Source organism: Bdellovibrio sp. HAGR004 (assembly GCF_055397015.1).
On sequence record NZ_AP029176.1, the window covers coordinates 2,140,899 to 2,165,744 of the forward strand.

General features: G+C 50.4%; 23 protein-coding genes. 12 read left to right on the top strand and 11 right to left on the bottom strand.

Going from position 1 to position 24,846, the window contains the following annotated elements; all coding sequences use genetic code 11:
- Nucleotides 1-8: 8 nt before the first annotated feature.
- Nucleotides 9-1,598 carry a hypothetical protein gene (locus tag ACZ5ZV_RS10825; RefSeq protein WP_464117032.1) on the top strand — a complete coding sequence of 530 codons (1,590 nt, stop codon included), beginning with the start codon at nucleotides 9-11 and terminating at the stop codon, nucleotides 1,596-1,598.
- Here the strand turns inward: ACZ5ZV_RS10825 and ACZ5ZV_RS10830 are convergent.
- Together ACZ5ZV_RS10830 and ACZ5ZV_RS10835 are read right to left on the bottom strand one after the other, a co-directional pair.
- Complete coding sequence (locus ACZ5ZV_RS10830; RefSeq protein ID WP_464117033.1) at nucleotides 1,595-3,775, bottom strand: heavy metal translocating P-type ATPase; 2,181 nt, start codon at nucleotides 3,773-3,775, stop codon at nucleotides 1,595-1,597. The genes ACZ5ZV_RS10825 and ACZ5ZV_RS10830 overlap by 4 nt on opposite strands.
- A 9-nt stretch (nucleotides 3,776-3,784) precedes the next feature.
- Nucleotides 3,785-4,066, bottom strand: a complete 282-nt coding sequence (locus ACZ5ZV_RS10835; protein ID WP_262551872.1) for a metal-sensitive transcriptional regulator — start codon at nucleotides 4,064-4,066, stop codon at nucleotides 3,785-3,787.
- 135 nt (nucleotides 4,067-4,201) lie between these two features.
- On the opposite strand from ACZ5ZV_RS10835, the gene ACZ5ZV_RS10840 reads away from it, so the two are divergent.
- Genes ACZ5ZV_RS10840 through ACZ5ZV_RS10855 form a run of 4 tightly spaced genes read left to right on the top strand, consistent with a single transcriptional unit; the run spans nucleotide 4,202 to nucleotide 9,388 of the window.
- The gene (locus ACZ5ZV_RS10840; RefSeq protein WP_464117034.1) at nucleotides 4,202-7,327 is read left to right on the top strand and encodes an efflux RND transporter permease subunit; all 3,126 of its coding nucleotides are present in this window, start codon (nucleotides 4,202-4,204) and stop codon (nucleotides 7,325-7,327) included.
- Complete coding sequence (locus ACZ5ZV_RS10845) at nucleotides 7,324-7,722, top strand: hypothetical protein (RefSeq protein ID WP_464117035.1); 399 nt, start codon at nucleotides 7,324-7,326, stop codon at nucleotides 7,720-7,722. Before ACZ5ZV_RS10840 ends, ACZ5ZV_RS10845 begins: the two co-directional genes overlap by 4 nt.
- A 9-nt stretch (nucleotides 7,723-7,731) precedes the next feature.
- On the top strand, nucleotides 7,732-8,958 hold the full coding sequence (locus ACZ5ZV_RS10850; RefSeq protein WP_464117036.1) for a TolC family protein: 1,227 nt from the start codon (nucleotides 7,732-7,734) through the stop codon (nucleotides 8,956-8,958).
- Between the two features lie 10 nt (nucleotides 8,959-8,968).
- Nucleotides 8,969-9,388, top strand: a complete 420-nt coding sequence (locus ACZ5ZV_RS10855) for a hypothetical protein (protein ID WP_464117037.1) — start codon at nucleotides 8,969-8,971, stop codon at nucleotides 9,386-9,388.
- A 153-nt stretch (nucleotides 9,389-9,541) separates the two neighbouring features.
- Here the strand turns inward: ACZ5ZV_RS10855 and ACZ5ZV_RS10860 are convergent, their stop codons facing one another.
- The 8 genes from ACZ5ZV_RS10860 to queA all read right to left on the bottom strand — a co-directional run bounded on the left by ACZ5ZV_RS10860 (nucleotide 9,542) and on the right by queA (nucleotide 17,958).
- A complete protein-coding gene (locus ACZ5ZV_RS10860; protein ID WP_464117038.1) occupies nucleotides 9,542-10,111 on the bottom strand; it encodes a DUF366 family protein in 570 nt (189 codons plus the stop codon).
- Entirely contained in the window at nucleotides 10,111-10,809 is a 699-nt protein-coding gene (queC, locus tag ACZ5ZV_RS10865; RefSeq protein ID WP_464117039.1) for a 7-cyano-7-deazaguanine synthase QueC, read from the bottom strand. The genes ACZ5ZV_RS10860 and queC overlap by 1 nt, the downstream gene beginning before the upstream one ends.
- Nucleotides 10,806-12,533 (bottom strand): single-stranded-DNA-specific exonuclease RecJ, encoded by a 1,728-nt coding sequence (gene recJ / locus ACZ5ZV_RS10870; protein ID WP_464117040.1) that lies wholly within the window; start codon nucleotides 12,531-12,533, stop codon nucleotides 10,806-10,808. The genes queC and recJ overlap by 4 nt, the downstream gene beginning before the upstream one ends.
- A gap of 9 nt (nucleotides 12,534-12,542) precedes the next feature.
- Entirely contained in the window at nucleotides 12,543-13,481 is a 939-nt protein-coding gene (secF, locus tag ACZ5ZV_RS10875; protein WP_464117041.1) for a protein translocase subunit SecF, read from the bottom strand.
- A 9-nt stretch (nucleotides 13,482-13,490) separates the two neighbouring features.
- The gene (secD, locus tag ACZ5ZV_RS10880; protein ID WP_464117042.1) at nucleotides 13,491-15,185 is read right to left on the bottom strand and encodes a protein translocase subunit SecD; all 1,695 of its coding nucleotides are present in this window, start codon (nucleotides 15,183-15,185) and stop codon (nucleotides 13,491-13,493) included.
- Nucleotides 15,185-15,529 carry a preprotein translocase subunit YajC gene (yajC, locus tag ACZ5ZV_RS10885; protein ID WP_464117043.1) on the bottom strand — a complete coding sequence of 115 codons (345 nt, stop codon included), beginning with the start codon at nucleotides 15,527-15,529 and terminating at the stop codon, nucleotides 15,185-15,187. The genes secD and yajC overlap by 1 nt, the downstream gene beginning before the upstream one ends.
- Before the next feature lie 198 nt (nucleotides 15,530-15,727).
- Nucleotides 15,728-16,900: a tRNA guanosine(34) transglycosylase Tgt gene (gene tgt, locus ACZ5ZV_RS10890; RefSeq protein WP_464117044.1), complete on the bottom strand. Its 1,173-nt coding sequence runs from the start codon at nucleotides 16,898-16,900 to the stop codon at nucleotides 15,728-15,730.
- 17 nt (nucleotides 16,901-16,917) lie between these two features.
- Nucleotides 16,918-17,958: a tRNA preQ1(34) S-adenosylmethionine ribosyltransferase-isomerase QueA gene (gene queA / locus ACZ5ZV_RS10895; protein ID WP_464117045.1), complete on the bottom strand. Its 1,041-nt coding sequence runs from the start codon at nucleotides 17,956-17,958 to the stop codon at nucleotides 16,918-16,920.
- A gap of 100 nt (nucleotides 17,959-18,058) precedes the next feature.
- On the opposite strand from queA, the gene ACZ5ZV_RS10900 reads away from it, so the two are divergent.
- The gene (locus tag ACZ5ZV_RS10900; RefSeq protein WP_464117046.1) at nucleotides 18,059-18,889 is read left to right on the top strand and encodes an EamA family transporter; all 831 of its coding nucleotides are present in this window, start codon (nucleotides 18,059-18,061) and stop codon (nucleotides 18,887-18,889) included.
- Between the two features lie 70 nt (nucleotides 18,890-18,959).
- Complete coding sequence (locus ACZ5ZV_RS10905; protein WP_464117047.1) at nucleotides 18,960-19,382, top strand: hypothetical protein; 423 nt, start codon at nucleotides 18,960-18,962, stop codon at nucleotides 19,380-19,382.
- 77 nt (nucleotides 19,383-19,459) lie between these two features.
- Here ACZ5ZV_RS10905 and ACZ5ZV_RS10910 read toward each other — a convergent pair whose 3' ends face one another.
- Nucleotides 19,460-20,956 (bottom strand): FMN-binding glutamate synthase family protein, encoded by a 1,497-nt coding sequence (locus ACZ5ZV_RS10910; RefSeq protein ID WP_464117048.1) that lies wholly within the window; start codon nucleotides 20,954-20,956, stop codon nucleotides 19,460-19,462.
- A gap of 235 nt (nucleotides 20,957-21,191) precedes the next feature.
- Here ACZ5ZV_RS10910 and ACZ5ZV_RS10915 point away from each other — a divergent pair, with 235 nt between their 5' ends.
- The 5 genes from ACZ5ZV_RS10915 to ACZ5ZV_RS10935 all read left to right on the top strand — a co-directional run bounded on the left by ACZ5ZV_RS10915 (nucleotide 21,192) and on the right by ACZ5ZV_RS10935 (nucleotide 24,662).
- Nucleotides 21,192-22,046, top strand: a complete 855-nt coding sequence (locus ACZ5ZV_RS10915) for a YihY/virulence factor BrkB family protein (RefSeq protein ID WP_464117049.1) — start codon at nucleotides 21,192-21,194, stop codon at nucleotides 22,044-22,046.
- Nucleotides 22,024-23,631 carry an FAD-dependent oxidoreductase gene (locus ACZ5ZV_RS10920; protein ID WP_464117050.1) on the top strand — a complete coding sequence of 536 codons (1,608 nt, stop codon included), beginning with the start codon at nucleotides 22,024-22,026 and terminating at the stop codon, nucleotides 23,629-23,631. Before ACZ5ZV_RS10915 ends, ACZ5ZV_RS10920 begins: the two co-directional genes overlap by 23 nt.
- On the top strand, nucleotides 23,597-24,031 hold the full coding sequence (locus ACZ5ZV_RS10925; RefSeq protein ID WP_464117051.1) for a BON domain-containing protein: 435 nt from the start codon (nucleotides 23,597-23,599) through the stop codon (nucleotides 24,029-24,031). The genes ACZ5ZV_RS10920 and ACZ5ZV_RS10925 overlap by 35 nt, the downstream gene beginning before the upstream one ends.
- Before the next feature lie 117 nt (nucleotides 24,032-24,148).
- Nucleotides 24,149-24,370, top strand: a complete 222-nt coding sequence (locus ACZ5ZV_RS10930; RefSeq protein WP_464117052.1) for a hypothetical protein — start codon at nucleotides 24,149-24,151, stop codon at nucleotides 24,368-24,370.
- A gap of 22 nt (nucleotides 24,371-24,392) precedes the next feature.
- Complete coding sequence (locus tag ACZ5ZV_RS10935; RefSeq protein WP_464117053.1) at nucleotides 24,393-24,662, top strand: hypothetical protein; 270 nt, start codon at nucleotides 24,393-24,395, stop codon at nucleotides 24,660-24,662.
- Nucleotides 24,663-24,846: the final 184 nt, after the last annotated feature.

The window sequence follows — 24,846 nt, forward strand, 5'->3', positions numbered from 1 at the left end:
ATACCAATATGAAGTTCATTTATGTCCTAGAAGATGATGAACGCACCCAAAAAGATCTGTTTGAGACCCTAAAAAACATAGATCCTAAGCTTGCTATTCGCTTTTTTCACAGTCTTTCAGAATTCCATGAGTGGTTGAAAGTGGCTGTCTCAGAAGGAGCCCAGGCATTGGCTACCGGGGGGCGCCCCTACAAAGACGACACAGGTCCGGCTATTGAATCCTCGAATTCGCACCAATTACGTCTGGTGATTGCGAAAAACGAATTCATGGGCGTTCAAAATATCGGCTTGATCAAGCGGGCGCGTGACTTCTTCCTGCGTAAAAAAATGTGCTCTGAACAAGAACCGACAGCGTTGATTCTGACGGCGTTTGACAGTCCTGACTTTGACATCAGCCTGGCTGAAGAGCGCATCATCAACAACGTCATCTTTAAACCGTTCGACAAGCTTATCCTAAGGCAACACCTGGAATATTCACTCACCGGACACCACCCGGTCACTTCGACTGCTGTGGCTTCAATGCAGATCAACTCCACAATCGAGATGCTTAAGGAAGTCACGCTCAACAGTATTTCCGAAATTGGCTTCACCACTTTAAACAATCACGCCATCCGCATTGGCGCGCTGACCAAGTACTACAGTGATTCTTTCACCACAGACAGCAAAAAATCACTCTTGGCCTTCTGCTGCTCCTGCAAAGAGGTCAGTCCGGACCAGTATCTTTGTGAGTTTCTTTTCTTCGGCGCCGACAATCAGCAGATCAGCCAGATTCGTCGTAATATCCTGCAGAACAAATCCCACACTGCGGATTCACTTCTGCAAACCTCCACAGCGAAGAAGCGCATCCTGATCATGGACGAAGATGTCCCACTATCCCTGGATCAGAAAACCTTTCTTAGCGAACGCTTCGCCAACTCGGAAGTTTTCACTTATTCCAACTATGGACAGTTGCTTTCAGATCTAGCCGACAAAGAAACGCCAAATCGTCTGACACTGCCTGTTGAATTCGACATCCTTTTTGCCAACTACGAATTGTTTGAAATTGATAAGCAGAAAAAATGGGAACAACTGCAGCAATACCTTAAGGACCGCTGCAAAGCCCATGGGATGGAAATGAAGACCGCCCCTGAATTGTACCTTGTCAGTAAAAAACGTTTGCAGGTTGATGAAGTCAAAGGTCTTTCTTCGTGGGCCAAGGAAGTCTTCTTTACCCCACTGGACAAAACCTATATCACCAAAAAACTTTTAAAAACCCACACGGACCTGGCCAATAAAGCTGAGGTGGCAATCGCCCAGCAAAAGGATAACAATCCTTTAAAAGTGGCCAATCCGGTTGAAATCACCCAGATCTCGGAAGCCGGTCTTATTTTGAAGTATTACCGTGAGATGAGCATCGGAGCCTTCCGGGAATTTATTTTGTGGCGCCCGGAGGAGCTTGAAACGCCCGAGATTATCGGCACTGTGAACTATACCGAAAAAGACAAAGGTGGTGGCGATCATTACCTCAACCACTTCGTCTTCTTCGGCATGAAAGATTACTACCTAAAACACATCCGTCTTTGGTTGCGCGAAGCCTATATCAAAAACAAATCCTCTTAGATCTTCTTGCGCTTTAGCAGCAAAGAATTGCTGACCACGGACACGGAACTCATGGCCATAGCCGCCCCCGCGATCACCGGATTGAGCATTCCCAAAGACGCCAGAGGAATTCCCAACACGTTGTAGATAAAGGCAAAGAATAAATTCTGACGAATCTTTTTCAGCGTCAAATGAGACAGCTCAATGGCATGGGCCACTGACATCAGATCATTCTTCATCAGTGTTACATCGGCCGTTTCAATGGCGATATCCGTCCCTGATGACATGGAGAAACTGACATCCGCCATCGCCAAAGCCGGAGCATCGTTAATCCCGTCGCCAACCATCGCGACTCGCTTTTTCTGGCGCTTCAAGGTCACAATCACATTGGCTTTATCTGCCGGCTTCACGCTGTGCTTAAAGTCAGTGATTCCGGCCTGACGGGAAATCTCGCGAGCCGTGCCCTCATTATCCCCCGTCAGCATCATCACTTTCACACCGCGCTTTTGAATTTCAGCAATGGCCTCTTTGGAACTTTCACGTATACGATCCGCCACCGCGATATAACCCAAGACCCGCTCATCATCGGCCAAAGCCATCAGGGTTTGCCCCTTGCCTTCAAGCTCGCTCAACAGCTTCTGATCCAAAGAATACGGTGCGGCCACCCAGCTGGTTTTCCCCAGCTTCAGGTTGCGATTTTCAATGCGTCCTTCAACGCCCTGACCGACGACGTTGTTAAATCTCTGAACGGTTTGAAGCTCCAATCCTTCTTTCTTGGCTTCTTCAACAACAGCATGCGCCAAGGGATGCGAAGAACCCATTTCCAAACTGGCAGCCCAACGCAGAACCTCTTTTTTATCCTGTCCTGCTGTCACGTGAACCTCGGTCACAACAGGCTTTCCTTCCGTGATTGTGCCGGTTTTATCCAAAACCAGAACATCAATTTTTTCCGCCAGCTCCAGAGCTTTGGCATCACGGAACAAGACACCAGCTTGCGCGCCCTTGCCAATCCCCACAACCACAGCCGTCGGCGTTGCCAACCCCAACGCACAAGGACACGCGATAACCAGAACAGAGACAGAGGAAATAAAGGCAGCGGTCAGATCCCCCGTCCAAAGCCAAGTGCCCACAAACGTCAGCACACTAATCCCAACAACCACCGGAACAAACACACTGGAAATCTTATCTGCCAAACGCTGAATCGGAGCCTTGGACCCTTGAGCCGTCGTGACAATTTTAATGATCTGAGCCAACTGGGTTTTTGCGCCCACTCCAGTAGCCTTGATACGCAAGCTGCCATCCTGATTCAGCGTCGCTGCATAAACACGATCATCCACACCCTTTTGCACCGGCAGACTTTCACCCGTCAGCATGGATTCATCCACCGTGGACACCCCTTCGACCACCAGACCGTCCACCGGGATGGATTCGCCGTTTTTCACAACCACAATGTCACCCGCAACCAGATCGGCAATATCAATCTGGACAATCTCACCATTGCGCTCCACAAGGGCCTGTTTCGGCTGCAAACGCAGCAGGCCTTCCACAGCTTCGGACGTCTTACCCTTGGCGCGGCTTTCCATCAGCTTTCCAAGCAGAATCAAGGTAATCACGGCGGTGCTGGCTTCAAAGTAAACGTGATGATGATGCCAGTTCAGCAAGGTGATCACGGCACTCAGGCCGTAAGCCATCGTCGTACCTAAAGCTACCAACACGTCCATGTTGGCACTTCCTGATCGCAAAGCAAAGTAGGACCCACGATAGAAACGCCATCCGACCCAGAATTGAACCGGGGTCGCCAAAATCCACTGCAGCCAACGAGGCATCATTTCATGACCAGCGCCGGTAAACATCGCCACCATCTCAATAAGGAATGGCAAGGTGAGAATCGCTGAGATCACAAACAAACGCAGTTCCTTGCGGTATTCAGCGATCGCCTCTTCTTTGGCTTTTTGTGTATCCACCACGGAGTTGACCTCAAACGCCTGGTAGCCAAGATCCTGAATGGTCTTAATCAGATTTTCGACTTTTAAAGGGCTGTCACCGAAGTCCACATGGGCCTTCTCCGTGGCAAAATTCACAGAGGCCTTGACCCCGGGAAGAGCATTCAGACTTTTTTCAATTTTACCGGCACAGTTGACACAGGACATGCCAATAAGTTGCAACTCGGTGGATTCCTGAACAGTTTCTTTTTCCATAACAACCTTCTACTTACTGACAAGATTCATGATCTCGTCGATCTTTTTTGCTACTTCTTTTTCATCTCGGGACTTGATCGCCGTTTTAACGCAGCCATGCACATGGGTTTTCATAATCTCGTTTTCCATGGCCTGCAGGGCTTTGGCGGCGGCCCGGATCTGAAAGACGATGTCGGGACAATAGCGACGCTCTTCGATCATCTTCTGCACCCCATCCAACTGACCACGAACGCGGTTTAAACGCTTTAAATGCTCGCTGTGATCGGGATGCTGGGGGGAATCTTTTTTCATGACACACCTCGAATTCGGTTCCAGTGTATACCCCCCTAGGGTATGTATTTCAAGAGGGTGTTGATAAAAAATATTTTTCCTCATTTTGTCACAAACCTTCCGATCGCCCCCTAGTACGGCGTAGCAAGAGGATTTATGCTGGATAGAATTATTAAGTATTCCCTAACTCATCGTCTCATTGTGGTTGCTTTGGCGGCCCTGGCTATTGCTTATGGCGGCTGGGCCCTGGTCCACTTGCCCGTGGATGTGTTCCCCGATTTAAATCGCCCCACAGTCAACATCATGACCGAAGCCCATGGCATGGCGCCAGAAGAGGTGGAAACCCTGGTAACCTTCCCCTTGGAGACCGCTCTCAATGGCCTGCCGGGAGTTGAAAGAGTGCGCTCGTCTTCCGGTGTGGGCTTAAGTGTCATCTATGTCGAGTTCGCGTGGGACACGGATATCTATCGCAACCGCCAGATGGTTCAGGAAAAAATCGCTCTTGCCAAAGAAAAGCTGCCAAAGAATATCTCGCCTGTCTTAGGGCCGATATCTTCCATCATGGGTGAGATTCAATTTGTAGGTTTAAGTTCGCCGGACAATAAGGTCTCAGGAATGGAATTAAGAACTCTGGCAGACTGGACACTACGTCCTCGCCTGATGAGCATCCCGGGTGTTTCTCAAGTCATTTCCATCGGTGGCGGTGTTCGCCAGTTCCAGATTCTGATCTCTGCCGAAAAGATCCAAAAACTGCAACTGACCATGGATGAGATCGAACACAACCTGTCCGATGTCAGTGTAAACTCCACCGGAGGTTTCATTGATCTGGAGGGTCAAGAGTTCCTGATCCGCAACATCGGCGGAGTAAAAGAAAAAGAAGAAATCATGAACTCGGTCGTCGGCATGCACTTGGGGCGTCCGGTTCTGGTGAAGGACATTGCAGAAGTTGTCGAAGGACCCCAGACCAAACGCGGTGATGGTAGCGTCAATGGCAAGCCCGGTGTCATCTTAAGCATTCAAAAGCAACCCGGCGCCAGCACCCTGGATTTGACCGAGAAAATTGACGAAGCTCTAAAGCAGTTTCAATCCTCTCTTCCTGCGGGCGTAGAGCTTCAACCTAATTTGTTCAAACAATCCCTGTTCATCGAGCACGCCATCGACAACGTGAAAATGGCTCTGCGCGACGGGGTCTTGCTGGTGCTGGTGGTTCTGTTTTTATTCCTGATGAACTTCCGAACCACCGCCATCACCATGACGGCCATTCCCCTTTCGTTTGTCCTGACTGCGATTGTCTTTAAGATGTTTGGCCTTTCGGTCAACACCATGACTTTGGGCGGCTTGGCGATTGCGATTGGCGAGCTGGTGGACGATGCCATTGTGGATGTTGAAAACGTCTATCGCCGGTTGCGCGAAAACAAAACCCTGCCCAACCCGCGAAATCCGCTGGTCGTCATCTATGAAGCCTCTTCAGAGGTTCGGAACTCTATCGTCATCGCCACTTTGATCGTGGTGCTGGTCTTTGTTCCGCTATTTAGCATGAGCGGCATCGAGGGGCGTCTGTTTGTTCCACTGGGGATCTCTTATATCGTGTCTTTGCTGGCTTCGATGGTTGTTTCTTTAACTGTCACACCGGCTCTTTGCTCTTACTTCCTTTCTAAAGGTGAACTGCTTGAACACAAGGACGGCCCGATTGTCCGATTCTTGAAAAAACATCAGGCGCGTCTTTTGGAAAAAACCTTGGATCGCCCCAAGCCGATTCTAATCTTTTCTTCACTGCTGCTGGTGGCAGCTATTACTCTGTCCGCAATCCTTGGAAGAGACTTCCTGCCCCACTTCAACGAAGGCTCTGCAACGATCACCATTGTCGCCAAGCCGGGCATCTCACTTGAAGAATCCAACAAGATCGGTTCCCAGGCAGAACTCATCGTTTTACAGACACCGGAAGTCACTACCGTGTCCCGCCGCACCGGACGCGCTGAGCTGGATGAACATGCCGAAGGCGTGAATACGTCCGAAGTCGAAGTGGACTTCAAGGAAGAAGGCCGCCCACGCGGCGTGGTTCTTGAGGAAATCCGCAAAAATCTGGAAGTGCTTCCAGATGTGGGTATCAATATCGGACAGCCTATCTCCCACCGCCTGGATCACTTGCTTTCAGGGGTTCGCGCACAGATAGCCATCAAGGTTTTCGGCCCAGAACTGCCGACTTTAAGAGCCAAGGGCGCGGAAGTCTATCAGGCCATCAAAGACGTTCCCGGCCTGGTGGACCTTCAAGTCGAGCAGCAGGTCCTGATTCCGCAGGTGAAGATCCACTTGCTGCGTGAAGAAGCTTCCCGCTATGGCATCACAGTCGGAGATCTGGCCCAACTTTTAGAAAAAGCCCTGCAGGGCGAAGTCGTGGGACAAATTCTTGAGGGACAGAAAACCGTCGACGTCTTTATGCGCTTTGATGACAAATCCCGTACGGATTTGGAACTGATAAAAAAGACACCGGTCAAGATTATGCCTGACGGCAGCCGTATCACCGTGGAAAAGGTGGCCGACGTCTATGAATCCACCGGACCTAATATCATTCAAAGAGAAAACGCCCAAAGACGAATTGTGGTTCAGGCGAACTCCGCAGACAGATCTTTGGATGCCATTATGACTGACATCAAAAAGAACATTGAGGAAAAGGTAAAACTTCCGCCAGGGTATTATGTGGTTTACGGAGGACAGTTTGAAAGCCAGCAACAGGCTTCACAACTGATGATTCTATTAGGAGCCTTGTCTGTCATCACCATCTTCTTGATACTGCTTGCGCACTTCAAGTCCACCTTTATTTCGATACAGATCATGCTAAATATTCCCATGGCCTTTATCGGGGGGATCTTTGCCATCTATCTGACCGGCGGAACATTAAGCATTGCCAGTCTTGTCGCCTTTATCACTTTGTGTGGTATTGCATCCCGAAATGGCATCATGATGTTGTCTCATTACCTGCACCTGATGAAACATGAAGGCGAATCCTTTACCAAAGCCATGGTGATCCGCGGATCCCTGGAGCGCCTGGTTCCAGTTCTGATGACAGCCCTGACGGCAATTCTGGGACTTCTGCCATTGGCGATGTCACCCGATGCTCCGGGCCGCGAGATCCTGCATCCTGTCGCCATTGTGATTGTGGGCGGTCTGCTTAGCAGCACACTGCTTGACATGTACGTCACCCCGGCGATCTTCTATCATTTTGGTAAGAAGTCCGCTTTAAAATCCATTGAAGAAAGCAATAAAGAAGGAGTCCTTTTATGAAACTGACATCTTTGGCAGCCGCCTTGGTTTTGTCTCTCTTTGCATCTGCCTCTTTGGCCCACGAAGGTCATGACCAGGTACCCGGCAGCTTGAAGGCCATGCATGGTGGCATCCCCAAAGCCGGAAAACTGATGAATATGGAAATGCTGGCGATCGAAAACAAAGTACAGTTGTTCCCGCGCGCTCACGAAGGGGAAACCCTTGATATGACCAAATTAAAAATCAGCGGCACGGCGAAATCCCCGAAAGGCAAATCCCAACCATTGAAACTGACCCAGGCGGAAAAAGCTTTCAACACGGAAGTGGACTTCCATGGTTCTCACCGTGTGAACCTAGAGATCAAAGCTGAATACGAAGGCAAAACAGACACCTTCAAGTTCCTGGTTGAAAAATAAGGAGATCCCATGTCTTTCCGGTCCTGGGCTTTTGCAAGTCTATTGATTTCTTTCTCGGCGATGGCTGAAACCTCGTCGGGACTTTCCCAGTTGCAAAAACAACTGATGGAAAACAACCACGAGTTGCGCGCAAGCCAAGCCAAAGTGCAGGCCCAAAAAGCTCAGGCGCAAAGCACCTGGGGAGCCCTCCTACCCGAACTTTCAGCCTCGGCCGGTTATGCGAAAGAAAAGACCCTGCATGACAGTGATGACGGATATGTAGGCTATCTGAACGGAACCTGGAATATCTTCCGTGGAGGCCAGGACTGGCAAAATCGCAGCATCGCTGACCGCGAATACAGCATGGCAGAACTGGATCATGAGATCACGTCCCGCCGCCTGCAGCGCGAACTGGGTGAGGTCTATTACGAGGCCCTACTGAACAGTCAGTTTATTTCCTTTGATACGGAGAAGTTGCAGTTCCTGAAAAACCAAAGAGCGATGGCGGCGAAGAAGATCAATGCCGGTCTGACCTCGAACGTGGACGCCATAGAACTGGATCTGGAAGAAAGCACTCTTTCGGCAGAAATCGAGGCGCACAAGACGGATCTGCAGATTGCCTTGGATGAACTAAAAACATTTATTAACAGCGAAACCCCGGTGACTGTGTCCGCCAAAGACACCTTTCCACGCCTGAGCAAAGCTGACTTCAGCGTGACGGATCTTTCGCGCAATCCAAGTATTATGAAACAGAACCTGCAGGAAGAAAACGCACGCCTGCGTCGACGCCAGAGCATGGCGGAATTCCTGCCAACAGTGGATCTGAATGCTCAGTACGGAAGGATCATTCCGCAATACGAGGATCCATTGCAGGGTAACGAATCCCGCCTGTCCCTGTTAATGACCTGGACATTCTTCTCGGGCTTTGAATCCTGGAACAAAACGAAGTCCGCAAACTCTCTGGAAAAATCCGAAGCGTTCACCAAATCCAATATTTCACAACAACTGCAAACGCAGGTGCAAAGCCTTAGCCACAAGGCTTCCGAGCTTCTACAGTTGCAGCAACTCCTGGAAAAACGTCAGGCTCTGACCCAGAAATACTATGACCTGACATTGTCCGAGTATCGCCGCGGGGTTAAAAACTCTTCGGATCTTGCCAATGCCACCAACAGTCTTTTCGACAACAAGACCCGACTGATTGAAGTGCAAAAAGAACTGGCCGTTTTAAAATTGAAATTTGACGAACTTACAAAATAGGAGATCTAAAATGAAACTACTAGCAACACTGATCCTTCTTCCATCTCTGTCCTGGGCACACGGCGAAGACAAGCCGGGTCCTCACGGTGGTCACATTCAAATGCCGGGGGCATTCCACACAGAATTGATCGTGGGTAAAGACCAAAGCGCGCATATCTATCTTTTGGATATGAACTTTGAAAATCCGACAACTCAAAATTCAGAAGTCAAAGTCACCGCAAAAAACAATAAAGCGGAAGTGAAATACACATGCAGCGTGATGGATGGCAACCACTTCCACTGCATCCCTGACGGCAAAGTCCCAGCCAAAACAACCTTGATTGTTCAGGCCACAAGAGAAAAAGCCATCGGTAACGAAGCCGTTTACAAACTTCCATTAAAACCATTTAAAGAAACCAGCAAAAAATCCGAAGGCCACCACCACCACTAAAAGAAAAAGGTGCCTGGTTGTTTTTTCTGGCTACAGAGCAGCAGCAGCCAATAAAAACTAAAAAAGCCCACATGCACAAGCACTGTGGGCTTTTTTTTTATAACCAAAACGTCACCTGATGCGACGTAGCCAGAAAAAACAACCAGGCACCTTTTAAGGTACGGGGCGGACTTTTTGGGTGGCGGTGACGATGGAGATAAATTCCTTTTTGAAATGAGTCATCAGGTCTTCGGCCACTCTGCGTGGGTCTAGTTGAAGATCCTCGAAGCACAGGGTTTCCACCGGTGTGCCTTTATTGGTGACGTTCATCGCAAAGTGCACCATCACCGATACCGGGGACTTGGTGGCAATGCTGATGCTCAGTTTTTTCTCGTCCAGATAAATATCATCACCCGAACGATGCAGCTCCTTCCCTGCCAAAAGACCTTTGCCGTGAGCCTGCACATAGTCTTTCGCAATCGCCGCAAACAACCGCTGCAACGAAACACCCGAGAACAAATCCCGATCAAAGACCTCGATAATGAAATGAAGCATTTCATCACCCTGAATCACGGCGTTGGCCAAAAGATCTTCCCCATCCACCATATGGCTGAACGGAATCGAGCACGGCCCCACCCAGGACACAATCGAAGGTCCCAGCACCCCATGATCCAGATACGCGAACAAGGAACGAAGTTGAGAACCATCGTAGGCAAATTTCTTTTCAATGAAATGGGTTTCCACTAGGGCTCCTTAAAAAGATGTTTCACATCAATATTCGCAGAAGCAAACGCACGCTTGGAGCGCAGGCAGGACTCACACTGGCCACACCACTTTTCGCCCGAGAAATAACACGGCCAGATCAGCTCCCATGGGATTCTCAACCCCTGCCCTAAACGGACAATCGCAGGCTTTGTCAGGTGAGCCGTATAACATCCCACCGTCACATGATTGGAGGTGGAATAATGCAAAGCCTTGGTTGCCTGCTCCAAGAACTCGCGGGAATTATCCGGGAAGGTCGCAGCCTCTTCAGCGTTGAATCCCGGAATCACCGCGTCCGCCCCCAGCGCCTCAGCGTAAGCGGCGGCAATGTTCAAAAAAATTCCATTGCGGTTAGGCACCCACACGGACTTTGCCGTTTCCTCTGATTTCTGTAAATTATCAATTTCAACCGCAGCTCCGGTTGGAACTTCCTGACTTTCCACCAGCAACGACGACTTATTGAAATCCTTAAACCAGGGAAGCTCGACCACTTTATGAGGAACCCCCAGATGCCGGGCAATTTTCGCAGAGTGCTCGATTTCTTTCTGAGCCGCTCGCTGGCCATAGTTAAAGGTCAAAGCCAAAACGATTTCATGATGATGCTTCATCGCCTCGTAGGCATTCACCGTCGAGTCCAGGCCCGCCGACAAAAGCACTACGACCTTTTTTGTTTTTTTCATGTCGCTGCCTTTAAATCACGAATAAGAATCTGTACTGTTTTTTGTCCCGCAAAATAGTTCCACTGAAGCTCACCCAAAACATGGTAAAAGCCGGGAACCACAGTCAAAGAAGCCAATTGTCTAGGGGTCGGAGTGAACAACAAAGCCTCCGCCGAAGCTCCCCCATCCGCGTCGGCAATCTTCAACCGAAGATGCCCACCCTTAAGCTCACGTTTGGACAAAACCTGAATATTAGAAAAATGAATCAATGGAATCGAAAAGCCCGCGCCAAACGGACCCACGAAGTCATACCACTTCATCAGACTTTCACTGACTTCGCTTAATCCCGCCTCGACGTCATAGAAGATTTCCAAAGGCTTCGGCTTTTCACGCAAGTCTGCGAAATGATCCGCAAGCCTGCCGATAAAACCAGCCACACGGGACTCGGCCACTTCAAATCCGGCCGCTGCCGAATGCCCACCAAAACGACTGAGCAACTCTTGAGCCGAAGACATCGCTTCAACCAGACAGGCTTCCTGACCCTGCGGAAGTCTGGCACTGCCGACGATCATGCCGTCATCACCCACAGACCCGACAAAGGCTGGTTTATTATACACTTGGGTCAGCTTGGTCGCGATCAAACCCAAAACCCCACGATGGAAGTTTTTCGAAGCCACAAAGACGAAATCCTGGTGAGGCCAGTCTTTAAGCATTTCTTGAGCTTCTGCCTCGGCATCCCCTTGAAGCTGCACCCGGGTGGAGTTGTTCTTCATGACTTGTCGAACCATATCGCGGGCTTGGCTTGGATCTTCCAACAAGAATATATCAATAGGAAGAATCCCGGATTCCATACGAGAAAGAGCATTCAGTTTCGGCGCAAAACGAATCGCCACATCCTGACTGGTTAGGGGGCGATTGATCAGATCTAATTCTTCAAGAAGTGCTCGAAGTCCGGCCCTTTTGGTTTCAGCCAACTTTACCAAGCCGTGTTTGACCAACACACGGTTGTCATCTACAAGCGGCACCATGTCCGTCAAAGTCCCAATGGTAAAGTAATCCAGAACTTCTTTTAAATCCCAATTGTTTTTAGGCAGTTGCGGATGATCATGGAAGTATCGTTTAAGGCCTCGCACCAGATAGAACGCCACCCCAGCCCCGCACAGATAACCCAATCCCGAAGGACAGTCGCCCTGATTGGGATTCACAACGACGAAGGCATTGGGAATGGTCTCTGCTGGCAAGTGATGGTCTGTCAGGATGACATCCACGCCCAGCTCATTGGCTTTATCAATCGCCGCATGAGCGGTAATGCCCACGTCCACGGTGATGATCAAACTCACCCCCTGCTTGTGCAGTTCTTCCACTGCATGAGCATGGAAACCGTAACCTTCCGCCAGACGCTTGGGTTGATAGTGCAAGACATCCGGAAAACCCAACGCGAGCATACCCGTCTTAAGCAGCGCCAATCCCGACGTTCCGTCCAGATCAAAGTCAGCATAGATGCAGATTTTTTCTTTATTCAGGTAGGCACTACCCAGACGCTCAAGAGCTTGAGACATCCCCTTTAAGACAAGAGGATCTTTCAAATCAGCGAGCTTGGGGAAAAGAAGTTTTTCAACTTCTGAAGAGGACGCGAACCCTCGCGCCGCAAGAACCTTTCCAATGAGTTCGGGCCACTGCCCCTCGACTTTCGAGGGGACCTTGGGTTGAATCTCAGATTCTCGCAGCGTCCACAAAGGGTTCATCAAAATCCCTTATGCAGCTTTGGCTTTTTTGAACTGGAATTTATCCATCAAAAGAACGAAAGGAGCTGCCACATAGATAGAGGAGTAAGTACCGAAGAAGATACCCACGCAGATAGCGAAGGCGATATCTTCAACCGTTCCATCCGCAAAGATGTACAAACACAAAGCGGAAATAAAGGTGGTTCCGGACGTAATCAAAGTACGCACCAACATTTCGTTGATGGACTTGTTGATCACGAACTTGAAACCTTTATCGTGGCTTCTTGTATCGATCTCACGAATACGGTCAAACACGACGATGGTGTCATTCAGAGAGAAACCAATCAGCGTCATGATCGCAGCCAAAATAGACACGTTAACTTCTTTACCCACAAGAACGAAGACCGCCAAAGTGATCACCGCATCGTGGAACAAGCACAGAACCGCACCCGGAGCGAACTTGTAATCGAAGCGAAGAGCCACGTAGATCAAGATCACCAGCAAGCAATAGAAAACCGCTAGCAAACCATTACGCTTCAACTCGGCACCCACTTGAGGTCCCACGGTGTCGATACGGCGCACATCCGGGTTGGAAGCCACAAACTTTTCAGAAATAATAGTGCGAACCTTCGCAAGATCCGCATTCAGAATTTCATTGGTTTCCTTATCCGTCTTACCTTCACGACCCTGGAAGCGGATGATGAACTCATTGCCTTCACCGAAGGACTGAACGCCCACTTCACCCAAATCCAAGCCCGCGACAGAGTCACGAACCTGATCAATTGTCACACCCTGGTCAAACTTAACCTGGATCTCGGTACCACCCTTAAAGTCAATACCATAGCTGATCCCGTGAACCGCCAGATAAATCAAAGAAGCGATCACCAGGATCAAAGAGACCCCACCGAAGAACCAAGCCTTACCTACGAAATCAAAACGGCCAAAAGATTCTGTTTTATTGTTAGCCATACTCACCTACTAAACCGACAACTTCTTGAAGTTGAATTTATTCACCATAGTATCCACGATCACTTTGGACACGAACACGTTCGCGAACATGGACGTGACGATACCGATCAACAATGTCACAGCGAAACCACGCACTGGACCTGTACCGAAGTACAAAAGAACCACGGCTGTTGCCGCTGTCGTCACGTTGGCATCGATGATCGCTGACATCGCACGGTGATAACCTTCCTGAACCGCAACCTTGATACTGTGACCCAGTCGCAATTCCTCGCGGATCCGTTCATTGATCAGCACGTTGGCGTCAACCGCAAAGCCGACGGTCAAAGCGATACCCGCAATACCCGGCAATGTCAGAGTCGCACCAAATGTTGTCAACAAGGCGAAGATACCCAAGATATTCAATCCCAAAGCCACAGAAGCCACAACACCCATGGACTTGTAGTAAATCATCATGAACAAAATGATGATCGCGGCACCCACGTAGGAACCCAACTTCGCTTTATCAATCGCATCAGCCCCCAAAGTAGGACCCACACGACGCTCTTCAAGCTGCTCCAAAGAAGCTGGCAAAGCACCGGCACGAAGAGAGGTCGAGATCATTTTTGCCTCGTCCATCATTCCGTTACGGTCACGGCCACCACCCAAAGTGATCACCGCAGAACCACCCGCGATACGATCACGGATGCTTGGTGCGGATTTTACGATTTTATCCAGAACAATCGCCATTTGCTTACCAACGTTGTTACCGGTCAGATCCGCAAACTTCGCAGCACCCGCAGTATTGAACTGCAAGGATACCTGCGGAGAACCATACTGATCATACCCCACAAACGCGTCATCCAAGGCTCCGCCACCCAGATCCGTGTCTGTTCTTAGCAGATAAGGAATTGCACCCGCATCGATCGTGGTCGCATTCGGAGCCTTTTCGAAGTACACAACCGTTTTTTCAGGAAGTTTGCCCTTCAACGCTTCGTTGATACGAGTCACATAATCAGAGTACTTGGTGTTTTCCATGTTGAAGTTGCCCGCTTTTTCAGCTTCAGCAACCATCACCTGAAGCTGTTGCGAGCTCAGCTCAGTGGAAACGATCATGAAATCAAGTTTCGCAGTTGTATTGATCAACTGTTTGGCTTTTTCCGCATCCGCCATACCCGGAAGCTGAATCAAGATACGATTGGCACCTTGTTGAGAAATAGAAGGCTCTGCCACACCGAACTCATCAATACGGTTACGGATTGTTTCGATAGACTGCTGAATCACGCGATTTTTATAGTCATTCAGATAGCTGTCGAAGTAACGAGCCGTCACACCTGTGTCTGTCGTACCAACCACTTGAAGAACAGTGGAATACTTATCAGCCAGGAATTTTTCAACTTTGGCTTTGTCAGCCGCATTGGCAACCACGATCTCGACAGATCCTGTTTCAGGCTTTTCAGACTTAATATCTGTGAAAGGTACCGTATCTTTGGTCAACTCAGACTTCATGGAAGCGATCAAACGAGTTGTGGATTCTTTCACCACACCGTCAACATCGACACCCATTACAAGGTGCAAACCCCCCTGGATATCCAGACCGTAATTCAATTTTTGCTTAGATGGCCACCAGGACACCTTGTCCAGATTAACCAAGTTCGGTAGTACCCACACGATAGATGCGGCTACGCCCAGCACTGCTACAAACGTTCTCCAGCGAAGACCTTCCATTATTTCTTTTCCTCTTGAGTTGCTGCTTTCTGAGATGTCGCGATTTGGCTGCGAAGCATTTTAACTTTCACGCCGTCTGCAATTTCCAAAGTCACAAACTGATCGTTGATGCCTTCCACACGCCCCAAAATACCAGAGGAAGTAACAACCTCGTCGCCTCTTTTGATTTCATTCAAGAACTTTTGGTGTTCTTTCTGGCGCTTGGATTGAGGGCGAATGATAAGAAAATAGAAGATAACAAAGATAAAGATGAACGGCACAAACATTTCAAATGCTGAGGGCTGACCGCCGCCAGAAGCTGCTGTTTGGGCATGAGCTGTGGATACTAGAAGTCCGTATAACATTGATTCCTCCATAAACTTTCATTTCAAGCTGACGTTAAAATTCAGCATTATTCTTGGGAAGAATCAATACTTTAGTAGTAACTCGTTCAAAAAGGTTCGAATGCGAGGCGGAGGGACTTCCCGCTGAGAAGGCGTGTCCCCCACAAACTGCTCCAGCTTCCGCGCCGCAGGCGCTCCAGCACTGCCGGCTGCCGCCGCTTAAGAGTCTTTCTTGGCGAAGCGTGTTAAGCAGAAGTCTCTATACTCTGCCCAGCGTCCTTCCGCGATGGCTTCGCGCGCCTTTTCCATCACCTTCATATAGAAATGAATATTGTGAATGGTGTTCAGGCGAGACCCTAGGATTTCTCCACTCATAAACATGTGACGCAGGTAAGACTTGGTATAGTTCTTACAAGTGTAACAATCGCATTCCGGATCCAGCGGTGATGGATCTTCTTTGTACTCGCTGCGCTTGATGCTGACCTTGCCGTTCCAAGTGTAGATAGTCCCGTTACGTGCCACTCTTGTAGGCATGACGCAGTCGAACATATCAATACCTGAATCAATCGCAATGATCAGATCCGTCGGAGTCCCCACACCCATCAAATAACGCGGCTTATTGGCCGGCATCTTCGGTGCCACTTCAGGCAACAACGCATGCATCAGGTGCATCGGCTCGCCAACGCTAAATCCGCCCAGCGCATACCCAGGCAAATCCACAGAGCAGATCTGCTCCATGCTCTTCAGGCGATGCTTCAGGCTCAATCCCCCCTGCACAATCCCGAACAGCAAACTTTCTTTGCGAGTCATTGCCGCTTTGGAGCGCAACAACCAGCGGTAAGTCAAAGCCATGGATTTTTCAATCTCTTCATCGGTCGCCGGATACTTCAAACATTCATCAAAGGCCATGATGATGTCAGAGCCCAGATCCATTTGGATCTCCATGCTCTTTTCCGGGGAAATAAAGTGCTTCGCCCCATCCAAATGCGAACGGAATTCCACACCTTCTTCGGTCATATTGCGAAGCTGGGACAAAGAAAACACCTGGAAGCCACCAGAGTCTGTCAGGATCGGACCATGCCAGTTCATGAACTTATGCAGGCCCCCCATGCGCGCGATGGTCTTTTCACCAGGACGCAAGTGCAAGTGATAGGTGTTCCCCAAAACAACCTGAGTGCCGCATTCTTTCAGTTCTTCCGGCGTCATCGCCTTGACCGTGGCTTTGGTCCCCACAGCCATAAACACCGGCGTTTGCACCGGGCCGTGCGCCGTCATCAACGTCGCACGACGGGCATTCCCATCGGTGGCGTGAACCTTGAATTCACCAAGACTCATTGTTGCATCTGTCGAAGTGCTGTTTGCACCCACGCTTGTCTTACTTCCGTCCAACATAACTTCATCCTTCATCATTATTTCCAAACTTTATCGATCGACGGAGAAGTCCATACCGTCAAATCGCCATAGGAAAAGAGCCGGAACTTTCGCTCAATGGCCCATTGATAGCAAGCTTTTACTCGGTCCAAAGAGGCAAATCCCGCCACCAGTGCCACCAAAGTGGACTGCGGCTGATGGAAGTTCGTCAAAAGACCGTCCACCACCTTAAACTCATACCCAGGCTGGATCAAAAGCTTGGTAAAACCTTTATAGCCTTCCGCGGATGCCGGCCCCAGCAACCCCAAGGCAGCGCTCTCCAATGAACGTGTTGTGGTGGTGCCCAAAGACCATACATGACGACCCTGCGCCTTTGCCTTTTGCACAACATCCCAGGTGGCGGCAGAAACCTCGACATATTCTTCGTGCATATCATGATCATTCAGATCCTCGGCCGTGACGGGCAGGAAGGTCCCCAGCCCCACGTGCAACGTGACTTCCACCACCTGCACACCTCGCTCCACCAGAGCCTGAATATCGTTCTGGGTAAAATGCAAACTGGCAGTGGGAGCCGCAAAACTGCCAGGAGTTTTATTCCAGGCCGTCTGATACCAGGACTCATCCGCATCCACCGTATGACGCTGTTCCCGGGCTTTTTGAATGTACGGAGGCAGCGGCAATTCCGCCACTTTCTGGAAGTAGTCTTCGCTGACTTCCTGACTTAAAGCGACTTTTTGCGGGCGGCCTTTTTCAAGCAAAGTCATCTGCACGCCCAAAGGCAGCTCCAGACTTGCCCCGACCTTGAACTTCTTGGACGGGAACAAAACTTCCCAGTCGGTCGCGTTCAACTGCTTCAGAAAAAGAATTTCAACATCGCCGGAAAACACGCGGCGTTTCAGCACGCGCGTGTTGTTCACCACCAACACATCGCCCGCCGGGATGCGCGCCAAAAGATCCTGAATAGTGATTTCTTCGGGCTCAGCAGCACCGGCCGCCACCCACATCACACGGGAAGGCCGCTGCGGAGCTGTGGCGATGAGCTCCTCTGGAAAAGTGAAGTCCAAATCCGTTAATTTCATAGGTGGCCGTGATACCATAGTCTGTTGCACCACGGCAGCTTTTTTCTGGTGCTTTTCCCCGGAATGGGTCTAAAACAGATCCATGACTCTCGGACCCTTGTTGCTTTTACTCTCTGCCCTGCTTCATGCCGCCTGGAACGCGCTGGCCAAAGCCTCCAAAGACAAGGAAAGCTTTCTTTTTCTCACAATCCTTCTCAGCGGGCTCCTGACCGCCTCCTCCATGTTTATTTCCGGGCAGAAGCTTCAGTTCCCGGCCCCACAGATCTTGGCGATCGCAGTTCTGTCAGGGGTGTTTGAGGGGCTTTATTTTCTGACTCTTTCCAAAGCCCTGCGCACTTCCGGCCTGGGGAAGTCCTATGCCATTATGCGCGGCGGAGCCATGGTGCTAGTGTGGGCTTATTCCAGTCTGTTTCTGGGAGAACAGGCCAGCCTTGTACAAATCATGGGGGCAGTCCTGGTTTTAACCGGAATTCTGACGATTAACTTCCAAGACCTGCGACAAAGCGGAGTTGCAGGTCTTCGGAGCGATATCTGGTCCTTCTTAAGCGCCTTGTTTATCGCGGGCTACCACCTTTGCTACCACGAAGCTCTCAGTCAGAAAGCCGAACCCATGCCACTGTTTCTCGTCGCCATGGTGGTGTCCTTGCCATTTTTGTTATTTGGAATTCGCACGGGGCCGATAGAGCGTGTCTTAGGCACACTCCGAACGCACCCCTGCCGCGTTTTGATCACGGGAACCTTTGCCACAGCCTCCTTTTTGATTTTCTTGTACGGCTTAAGAATCTCAGCACCAGGCTTTGCCATCTCACTCAGAAATTCTTCGATCTTTTTTGCGGTGGTGTTTTCTTTCTTCCTGAAAGAATCTTTATCCCGGACTCAGCTCATCGGAGCCTGCACAATCGGCTTAGGCGCGCTGCTGCTGAGCCTGTGAAATATTCTGGACTGCACAGCTTTTTCGAGATTTTCTATACTCGATGCTGTTCAACACAAAAGGAAATATTATGAATCATACGTATCTTCGTTTGGGTCTTATCTCTGTTGCCACCCTGTTCGTCGCCGCTTGCGCACATCATCCGGATGTTCGTGCCGGAGCCGATGGTGTTCACCGCGTGGTCATTGCCACTGACGATAAAGAAGCAGGTTCCCGCGAAGCCATTCGTCAAGCCAACAGCTTCTGCAAGGAGCGCAATATGACTGCTGCTTTCGTGAACGAAAATTCTCAGTACCAGGGTGATCTGGACGAAAAAGATTATAAGATGGCAAAAAAAGCCAGCACGGCGGCAAAAATTCTGGGCGGCACCACTTATGTGATGGGTGGGAAAAATGAATCCAACGTCGGCGGCATCGTGGGCCTGGGTGGAGCTGTGGCTGATGGCGTCCTGGGTAAAGGCTATAACGTTGAGATGAAATTCAAGTGCATGTAAGCCCCTCCGGCATTTTGCAATAAAAAAGGAGAAGCCTGAAGCTTCTCCTTTTTTTAATGCAGATTCCGCTAAGACGTCTACAGACCCGGATACAATTGGGCGTAAGTCGCGATACGGTCCTCTTCAACACGTTTGTGCAACAAAGAACGATCCAGCTCCGAGTGGTGAGCAACCCCCATGGCTCCGATCATGTGTGCAACTGTTTCCAAAGTTTCCTGATGGAAGTTTTTAACACGCACTCGCTTGGTTGGGATGTGCAACCCCTTCACCAGCGCCGGGTCCTGTGTCGCCACACCTGTCGGGCACTTGTTGTTGTTGCAGCGAAGGGCCTGGATACAACCTAAAGCCAGCAACATCGAGCGCGCAGCATAAGTCGCATCCGCCCCGATACACAGTAACTTGATGATATCAAAAGCCGTGGTGATTTTTCCGGTGGCAATCACTTTGATTTTATCCTTCAGGCCGGCTTTTTTCAGTGTGTCGACCACGATCACCAGGGCATCCATCCCCGGCATCCCGATGTAATTGGTGAACTCCAGCGGAGCCGCTCCGGTTCCGCCCTCAGCCCCATCCACCACGATAAAGTCAGGGTAACGGTTTTCAGCCACCATCAGATTCACAAGCTCTTCGAATTCATGACGATGCCCCAGACACAACTTGATGCCCACCGGTTTTCCACCGGAAAGATCGCGCAGCTGAGTCACAAAATCCAACATGCCGTGAGAGTCCGAGAACGCTTTGTGGCCCGGCGGCGAGATCACGTCTTTCCCCAAAGGCACGTTACGGATATCGGCGATTTCCTGGGTCACCTTTTTACCTGAAAGCATTCCCCCGTGGCCCGGCTTCGCCCCTTGGGACAGCTTCAGCTCAATCATCTTGACCTGGGGATGACTTGCATTTTTCTTGAAAAGTTCCGGATCAAAATCACCATCGTGGGTGCGGCAACCGAAGTACCCCGTACCGATCTGCCAGATCAAGTCCCCACCCGGCTCAAGGTGGTAAGGCGAAATCCCCCCTTCGCCCGTATTATGGGCAAAGTTCCCGTCTTTGGCGCCTCCGTTTAAAGCCAGAATGCTGGCTTTGGACAGGGATCCAAAGCTCATCGCAGAAATGTTCAGCAGGGACATGGAGTAAGGCTGTTTACAAAGATCGCTTCCCACAGTCACACGCAGCTCTTTGCGATCCACGTGTTTAGGGTAAAGTGAGTGCGTGACGAACTCATACCCTTGTTCGTACACGTTATGCTGAGTTCCAAAAGGAACGGTATCAAGAACCTTTTTTGCACGCTGATACACCACGGAACGCTGTTCGCGGCTGAAGGGTTTGCCGTCGGTGTTGGATTCGATAAAGTATTGATTTATTTCAGGTCGGATGGATTCCAGAATATAACGGAAATGCCCAAACACAGGGAAGTTGGATTTGATCGCATGACGTTTTTGAACAATGTCGCGGAAGCCCAAAAGGAAGAACGGAACAAAGAAGAACAAAGAATACAGTCCCGGCGGCCAATACAAATAAAAAACCAAGTTCATAATCAAGCAGACGACAAAGGCTGCGTAAAACTCTCTTCTCATCTCAGTCCCTCTAAAAATCCCTGTTTGTCGACAATTATCGACCTGATCAAACAGCGAATCTAGTCCAACTGGACTGAAAAGGCAAAAGGGAAAGACCCGGAGCGTCCCTGGTCCTGTTCCAATATTATGTTAGAGGAAAACTCACGCTCCGCCAGCAGTAAAACGGTGTATTTTTGCACGGACTTTTACCTTTCACCGACGTTTGAAGGACTGAATAATAAGAATGAGGTCTTTCATGGCGAAAGCGAAAAATTTCGTAGTCACCTTTGCAGACAGGTTCACTGAATGCCACACCATGACTTGGGCGGCATCGGTGGCCTTTTACACCTGTTTTTCATTAGCGCCCTTGATCATGATCTCTCTGACTCTGGTTTCCAAGATCGGCCTGGAACTGCAACAAGCCTTCCTGCGCGAGGTGAACAACCTTGTCGGCCCCGTGGCGGCGGGTGCGGTTGAAGCGGTCGTGCAAAACGCCAAAGAAAGAACCGACCTTATTTCCATGGCAGGAATTGTCGGCAGCGTCACATTGATCCTGTCTTCCGGTTTGATATTTGGGGAAATGCGCTCGGCTCTGACCCTGATCATGGGAAACAAAGAAGAGCCCGAGGATCTCAGCATCCTGAAGGCCACCCTGGCCTATCTTAAAAATCGCCTGTTCCACATCGGACTGGCCTTTGCTTTTATCTTTGCGATGATGGTGTCGCTGATCGTCTCTACAATTTTAAACACCATCGTGCGCATCGGACTGATCAACGACGGAAAAGGGGCGTTCCTGCTGAATATCGCCTTTTCCCTGCTTCTTTACATCGTCCTTTTCACTGGCATCTTTCACTTTCTTCCCGTCCCTCGCTTTCCTGTGCGGGACGCCACCTATGCCGGAGTCATCACCGCCGTTTTATTTGTCGTCGGCAAGGAGCTTGTCGGCCTTTACCTGGGAAGCAGTTCTATCACGTCGGCTTATGGCGCCGCAGGCTCGATCGTCGTGCTGCTTGCGTGGGTCTACTACTCGACACTGATTGTTTTTATAGGCGGACATACAATTTATGTCTGGAGAAAGGAGATCTCCCATGCAGTCTCATCACCAAATTAATCCCTCATACTGGCAGTCTCAACCCCTGCCGCCGTGTACGCCCCTGCGCAAAGACTGCTCCACAGACGTCTGCATTGTCGGCGCCGGCATCAGCGGCCTGACCACCGCCTATCTGCTTCTGAAAAACGGCTTCAAGGTGGTGATCTTAGAGAGGGACACCCTGGGCAACAATGAAACCTCCCGCACCAGCGGGCACTTGTCCAACATTCTGGACGAGGGGCTGTCAAACCTGATCGAATCCCTGGGCGAAGAGGCGGCCAGAAAAGCTGTGGCCAGTCACTCGGATGCCATCGACCTGATAGAAAAAATCATTCAGGAAGAGAGCATCCACTGCGACTTCAGACGACTGGATGGGTATTTGTACTTAAGCCCTGAGACCAACAAAGAATATCTTAAGCAGGAAGCTCAAGCCGCGCGCAGACTGGGGCTTCACGATGTGGAGCTGCAGGTTTCTCCGGCACACTTCGCCGACTTCGGACCGGCCTTGCGCTTTCCACGTCAGGCCCGCATCCACAGTCAGAAATATGTTCTGGGACTGATCCAGGCCATCCAGAAAATGGGTGGAGAGATCTACACGGAGTCTCCGGCAATTGAGTTTAAAGACACCCCCCTGACCTATGCAAAGACCACGGCAGGATACTGTGTCTATGCCAAAAAGATCGTCGTTGCCACCAACGTCCCCGTGAACGATCGGGTTCAAATCCACAGCAAGGAAAAAGCCTTCCGCAGCTATGTGATTGGCATCGAGGTGCCCAGCGACAGCTTCCCTGATATTCTGATGTGGGACACGACCAAACCCTACCATTACCTTCGCAAAGTCCCGGACTTCAAGGAGGGGGTGGATCTTCTGCTGATCGGCGGCGAAGATCATCGCGTCGGCCAAGAGGATCATCCAGAAAGCATCTTTGAAACTTTACATGACTGGGCGCTTTTCAATCTGGGGATTTCAGGACCGATGACCCTTCAGTGGTCGGGACAAATCATCGAGCCTCTGGATGGACTGGCTTACATTGGAAAAAATCCCGGCGATCGCAACACCTATATCGCCTGTGCCGACTCGGGCCACGGCCTGACCCACGGCGCCCTGAGCGCCATGATTCTGCGCGATCTGATCCAGGAAACACCCAATGACTGGACCGATATATATTCGCCGTCGCGTTTTCGTATGCGCAGCCTGGGAAAAGCTCTGCGCGACAACATGAACGCCCTGGTGCAATACAAAGATCGCATTCACCTGCGACGGGAGTTGAAAAACAGCACCAGCCAGCCCGGCGAAGGTCACCTGTTGCATCAGGGGGCCCGTACCTTTGCCATATACACCGACAAACAAAACAGAACCTACACCATGAGCGCGGTTTGCCCGCACCTGGGGGGCATCGTCCACTGGAATGCGGCAGAAAAAACCTGGGACTGCCCCTGCCATGGTTCACGCTTCAGTTGCACCGGCGAAGTTCTTAATGGACCGGCGATCTCCGGCTTGAGGAGCGCCGTTCCCAAAGCATCCCCCCAACCCCAACCTTCGGAGCCCGCCACCGAGGAAAGGACCGAACATGAAACCCGCAAAGAACGCGACTCCGCGATTTAAGAACAAAAGACCGACGCAGGAAAAGAGCATTCACTGCTATTACGACACGGATTCACAGAAGGAGCTATGCTCCAGCGAACTTGACGTGGCTAGGCTGCGCCAGGAAAAACCCGGCTGTGCTGAAAGTTATCGACCAGCCTTTGAAGATGCGCGATTTGTTTCGACCTCTTCCAAGGATGAGAAAAAGAGCGACCGTCTTCTGGAAAACGAACTGCACGACAAACTGAATCTGGAAGCCGAACTCCATACCGCCGATGTGGAAGTGGTGGTGCTCAACGGCGAAGTCACCCTGCGCGGTGAGGTTCCGTCACGAAAGATGAAACGCTTTATTGAAGAGCAGGTCGCCCGGTGCGCCGGGGTGAAAGACATACATAACGACCTGCACTTCAAACGAAAGTAGAGATCGGGACCTACCAAGGTCCCAGTTCGTTTGTGGTCTCTAACAACATCAAAAACCAGGCATAGGCTTTACGCTTTGACAGAGCGACAATGAGACCAAAAGAAAAAGGAGGACCCCATGGCCAACTCTCGAGAAAATGTGCCCACCTACTTTGGCACACCCAAACAGAAAAACCCTTCCTCAGCTGCATCCTCAACTATCCAATCCCGGGCCGCGTCGTTGTATAGCAGCGGCAAAGACTACGCCATCCAACACCCTTATCAGGTCATTCTGGGAGCGGTGGGCATCGCCGGCATTGGAGCGTTGACGGCGTATCTGGTCAACAAGAGCAGACACTAATTAAAAGCTCAAAGGGGGCAATATGAAACTCAGCTTGATCATACTCACTGCGGCTCTGTTGGTGCCTTTAAGTCATCTTCAGGCACAACCCCGAGGTCCGCAAGAACGGCGTCCTGCCGGTCCTCCTCCACGCACGTCTCAGAGTTCTTTGCTGGAGGGCCAAAACGACATCGAACGCCGCCAGGAGCGAATCCTCAAGGAATACCGCAGACAGATGAACGAACAAAGACAACGCGAAGAGCAGATGCGCCGGGATATGCAAATCATGCCCGATGGGCGCACCTGGGACTGACAACGGTTTAAAGCACTCGTGATCGCGAGTGCTTTATCCCCGAGGACCAGAGTCCAGCTCGAATCACAAAGTGTGTTGCAAGAAAGCACCACAAACTACGTAAAAAAAGATACAGTCCTTGGATGCACGGCAAACAAACTTTTCGTACAGTTGCAACTTGTCATGACCTATTGGATAATTTCCT

Bases quoted from the DNA above. Each gene is read 5' to 3' on its own strand.
- ACZ5ZV_RS10825 (WP_464117032.1), top strand. From the start codon at position 9: ATGAAGTTCATTTATGTCCTAGAAGATGATGAACGCACCCAAAAAGAT.
- ACZ5ZV_RS10830 (WP_464117033.1), bottom strand. From the start codon at position 3,775: ATGGAAAAAGAAACTGTTCAGGAATCCACCGAGTTGCAACTTATTGGC.
- ACZ5ZV_RS10835 (WP_262551872.1), bottom strand. From the start codon at position 4,066: ATGAAAAAAGATTCCCCCCAGCATCCCGATCACAGCGAGCATTTAAAG.
- ACZ5ZV_RS10840 (WP_464117034.1), top strand. From the start codon at position 4,202: ATGCTGGATAGAATTATTAAGTATTCCCTAACTCATCGTCTCATTGTG.
- ACZ5ZV_RS10845 (WP_464117035.1), top strand. From the start codon at position 7,324: ATGAAACTGACATCTTTGGCAGCCGCCTTGGTTTTGTCTCTCTTTGCA.
- ACZ5ZV_RS10850 (WP_464117036.1), top strand. From the start codon at position 7,732: ATGTCTTTCCGGTCCTGGGCTTTTGCAAGTCTATTGATTTCTTTCTCG.
- ACZ5ZV_RS10855 (WP_464117037.1), top strand. From the start codon at position 8,969: ATGAAACTACTAGCAACACTGATCCTTCTTCCATCTCTGTCCTGGGCA.
- queC (WP_464117039.1), bottom strand. From the start codon at position 10,809: ATGAAAAAAACAAAAAAGGTCGTAGTGCTTTTGTCGGCGGGCCTGGAC.
- recJ (WP_464117040.1), bottom strand. From the start codon at position 12,533: ATGAACCCTTTGTGGACGCTGCGAGAATCTGAGATTCAACCCAAGGTC.
- secF (WP_464117041.1), bottom strand. From the start codon at position 13,481: ATGGCTAACAATAAAACAGAATCTTTTGGCCGTTTTGATTTCGTAGGT.
- secD (WP_464117042.1), bottom strand. From the start codon at position 15,185: ATGGAAGGTCTTCGCTGGAGAACGTTTGTAGCAGTGCTGGGCGTAGCC.
- yajC (WP_464117043.1), bottom strand. From the start codon at position 15,529: ATGTTATACGGACTTCTAGTATCCACAGCTCATGCCCAAACAGCAGCT.
- tgt (WP_464117044.1), bottom strand. From the start codon at position 16,900: ATGTTGGACGGAAGTAAGACAAGCGTGGGTGCAAACAGCACTTCGACA.
- queA (WP_464117045.1), bottom strand. From the start codon at position 17,958: ATGAAATTAACGGATTTGGACTTCACTTTTCCAGAGGAGCTCATCGCC.
- ACZ5ZV_RS10905 (WP_464117047.1), top strand. From the start codon at position 18,960: ATGAATCATACGTATCTTCGTTTGGGTCTTATCTCTGTTGCCACCCTG.
- ACZ5ZV_RS10910 (WP_464117048.1), bottom strand. From the start codon at position 20,956: ATGAGAAGAGAGTTTTACGCAGCCTTTGTCGTCTGCTTGATTATGAAC.
- ACZ5ZV_RS10915 (WP_464117049.1), top strand. From the start codon at position 21,192: ATGGCGAAAGCGAAAAATTTCGTAGTCACCTTTGCAGACAGGTTCACT.
- ACZ5ZV_RS10920 (WP_464117050.1), top strand. From the start codon at position 22,024: ATGCAGTCTCATCACCAAATTAATCCCTCATACTGGCAGTCTCAACCC.
- ACZ5ZV_RS10925 (WP_464117051.1), top strand. From the start codon at position 23,597: ATGAAACCCGCAAAGAACGCGACTCCGCGATTTAAGAACAAAAGACCG.
- ACZ5ZV_RS10930 (WP_464117052.1), top strand. From the start codon at position 24,149: ATGGCCAACTCTCGAGAAAATGTGCCCACCTACTTTGGCACACCCAAA.
- ACZ5ZV_RS10935 (WP_464117053.1), top strand. From the start codon at position 24,393: ATGAAACTCAGCTTGATCATACTCACTGCGGCTCTGTTGGTGCCTTTA.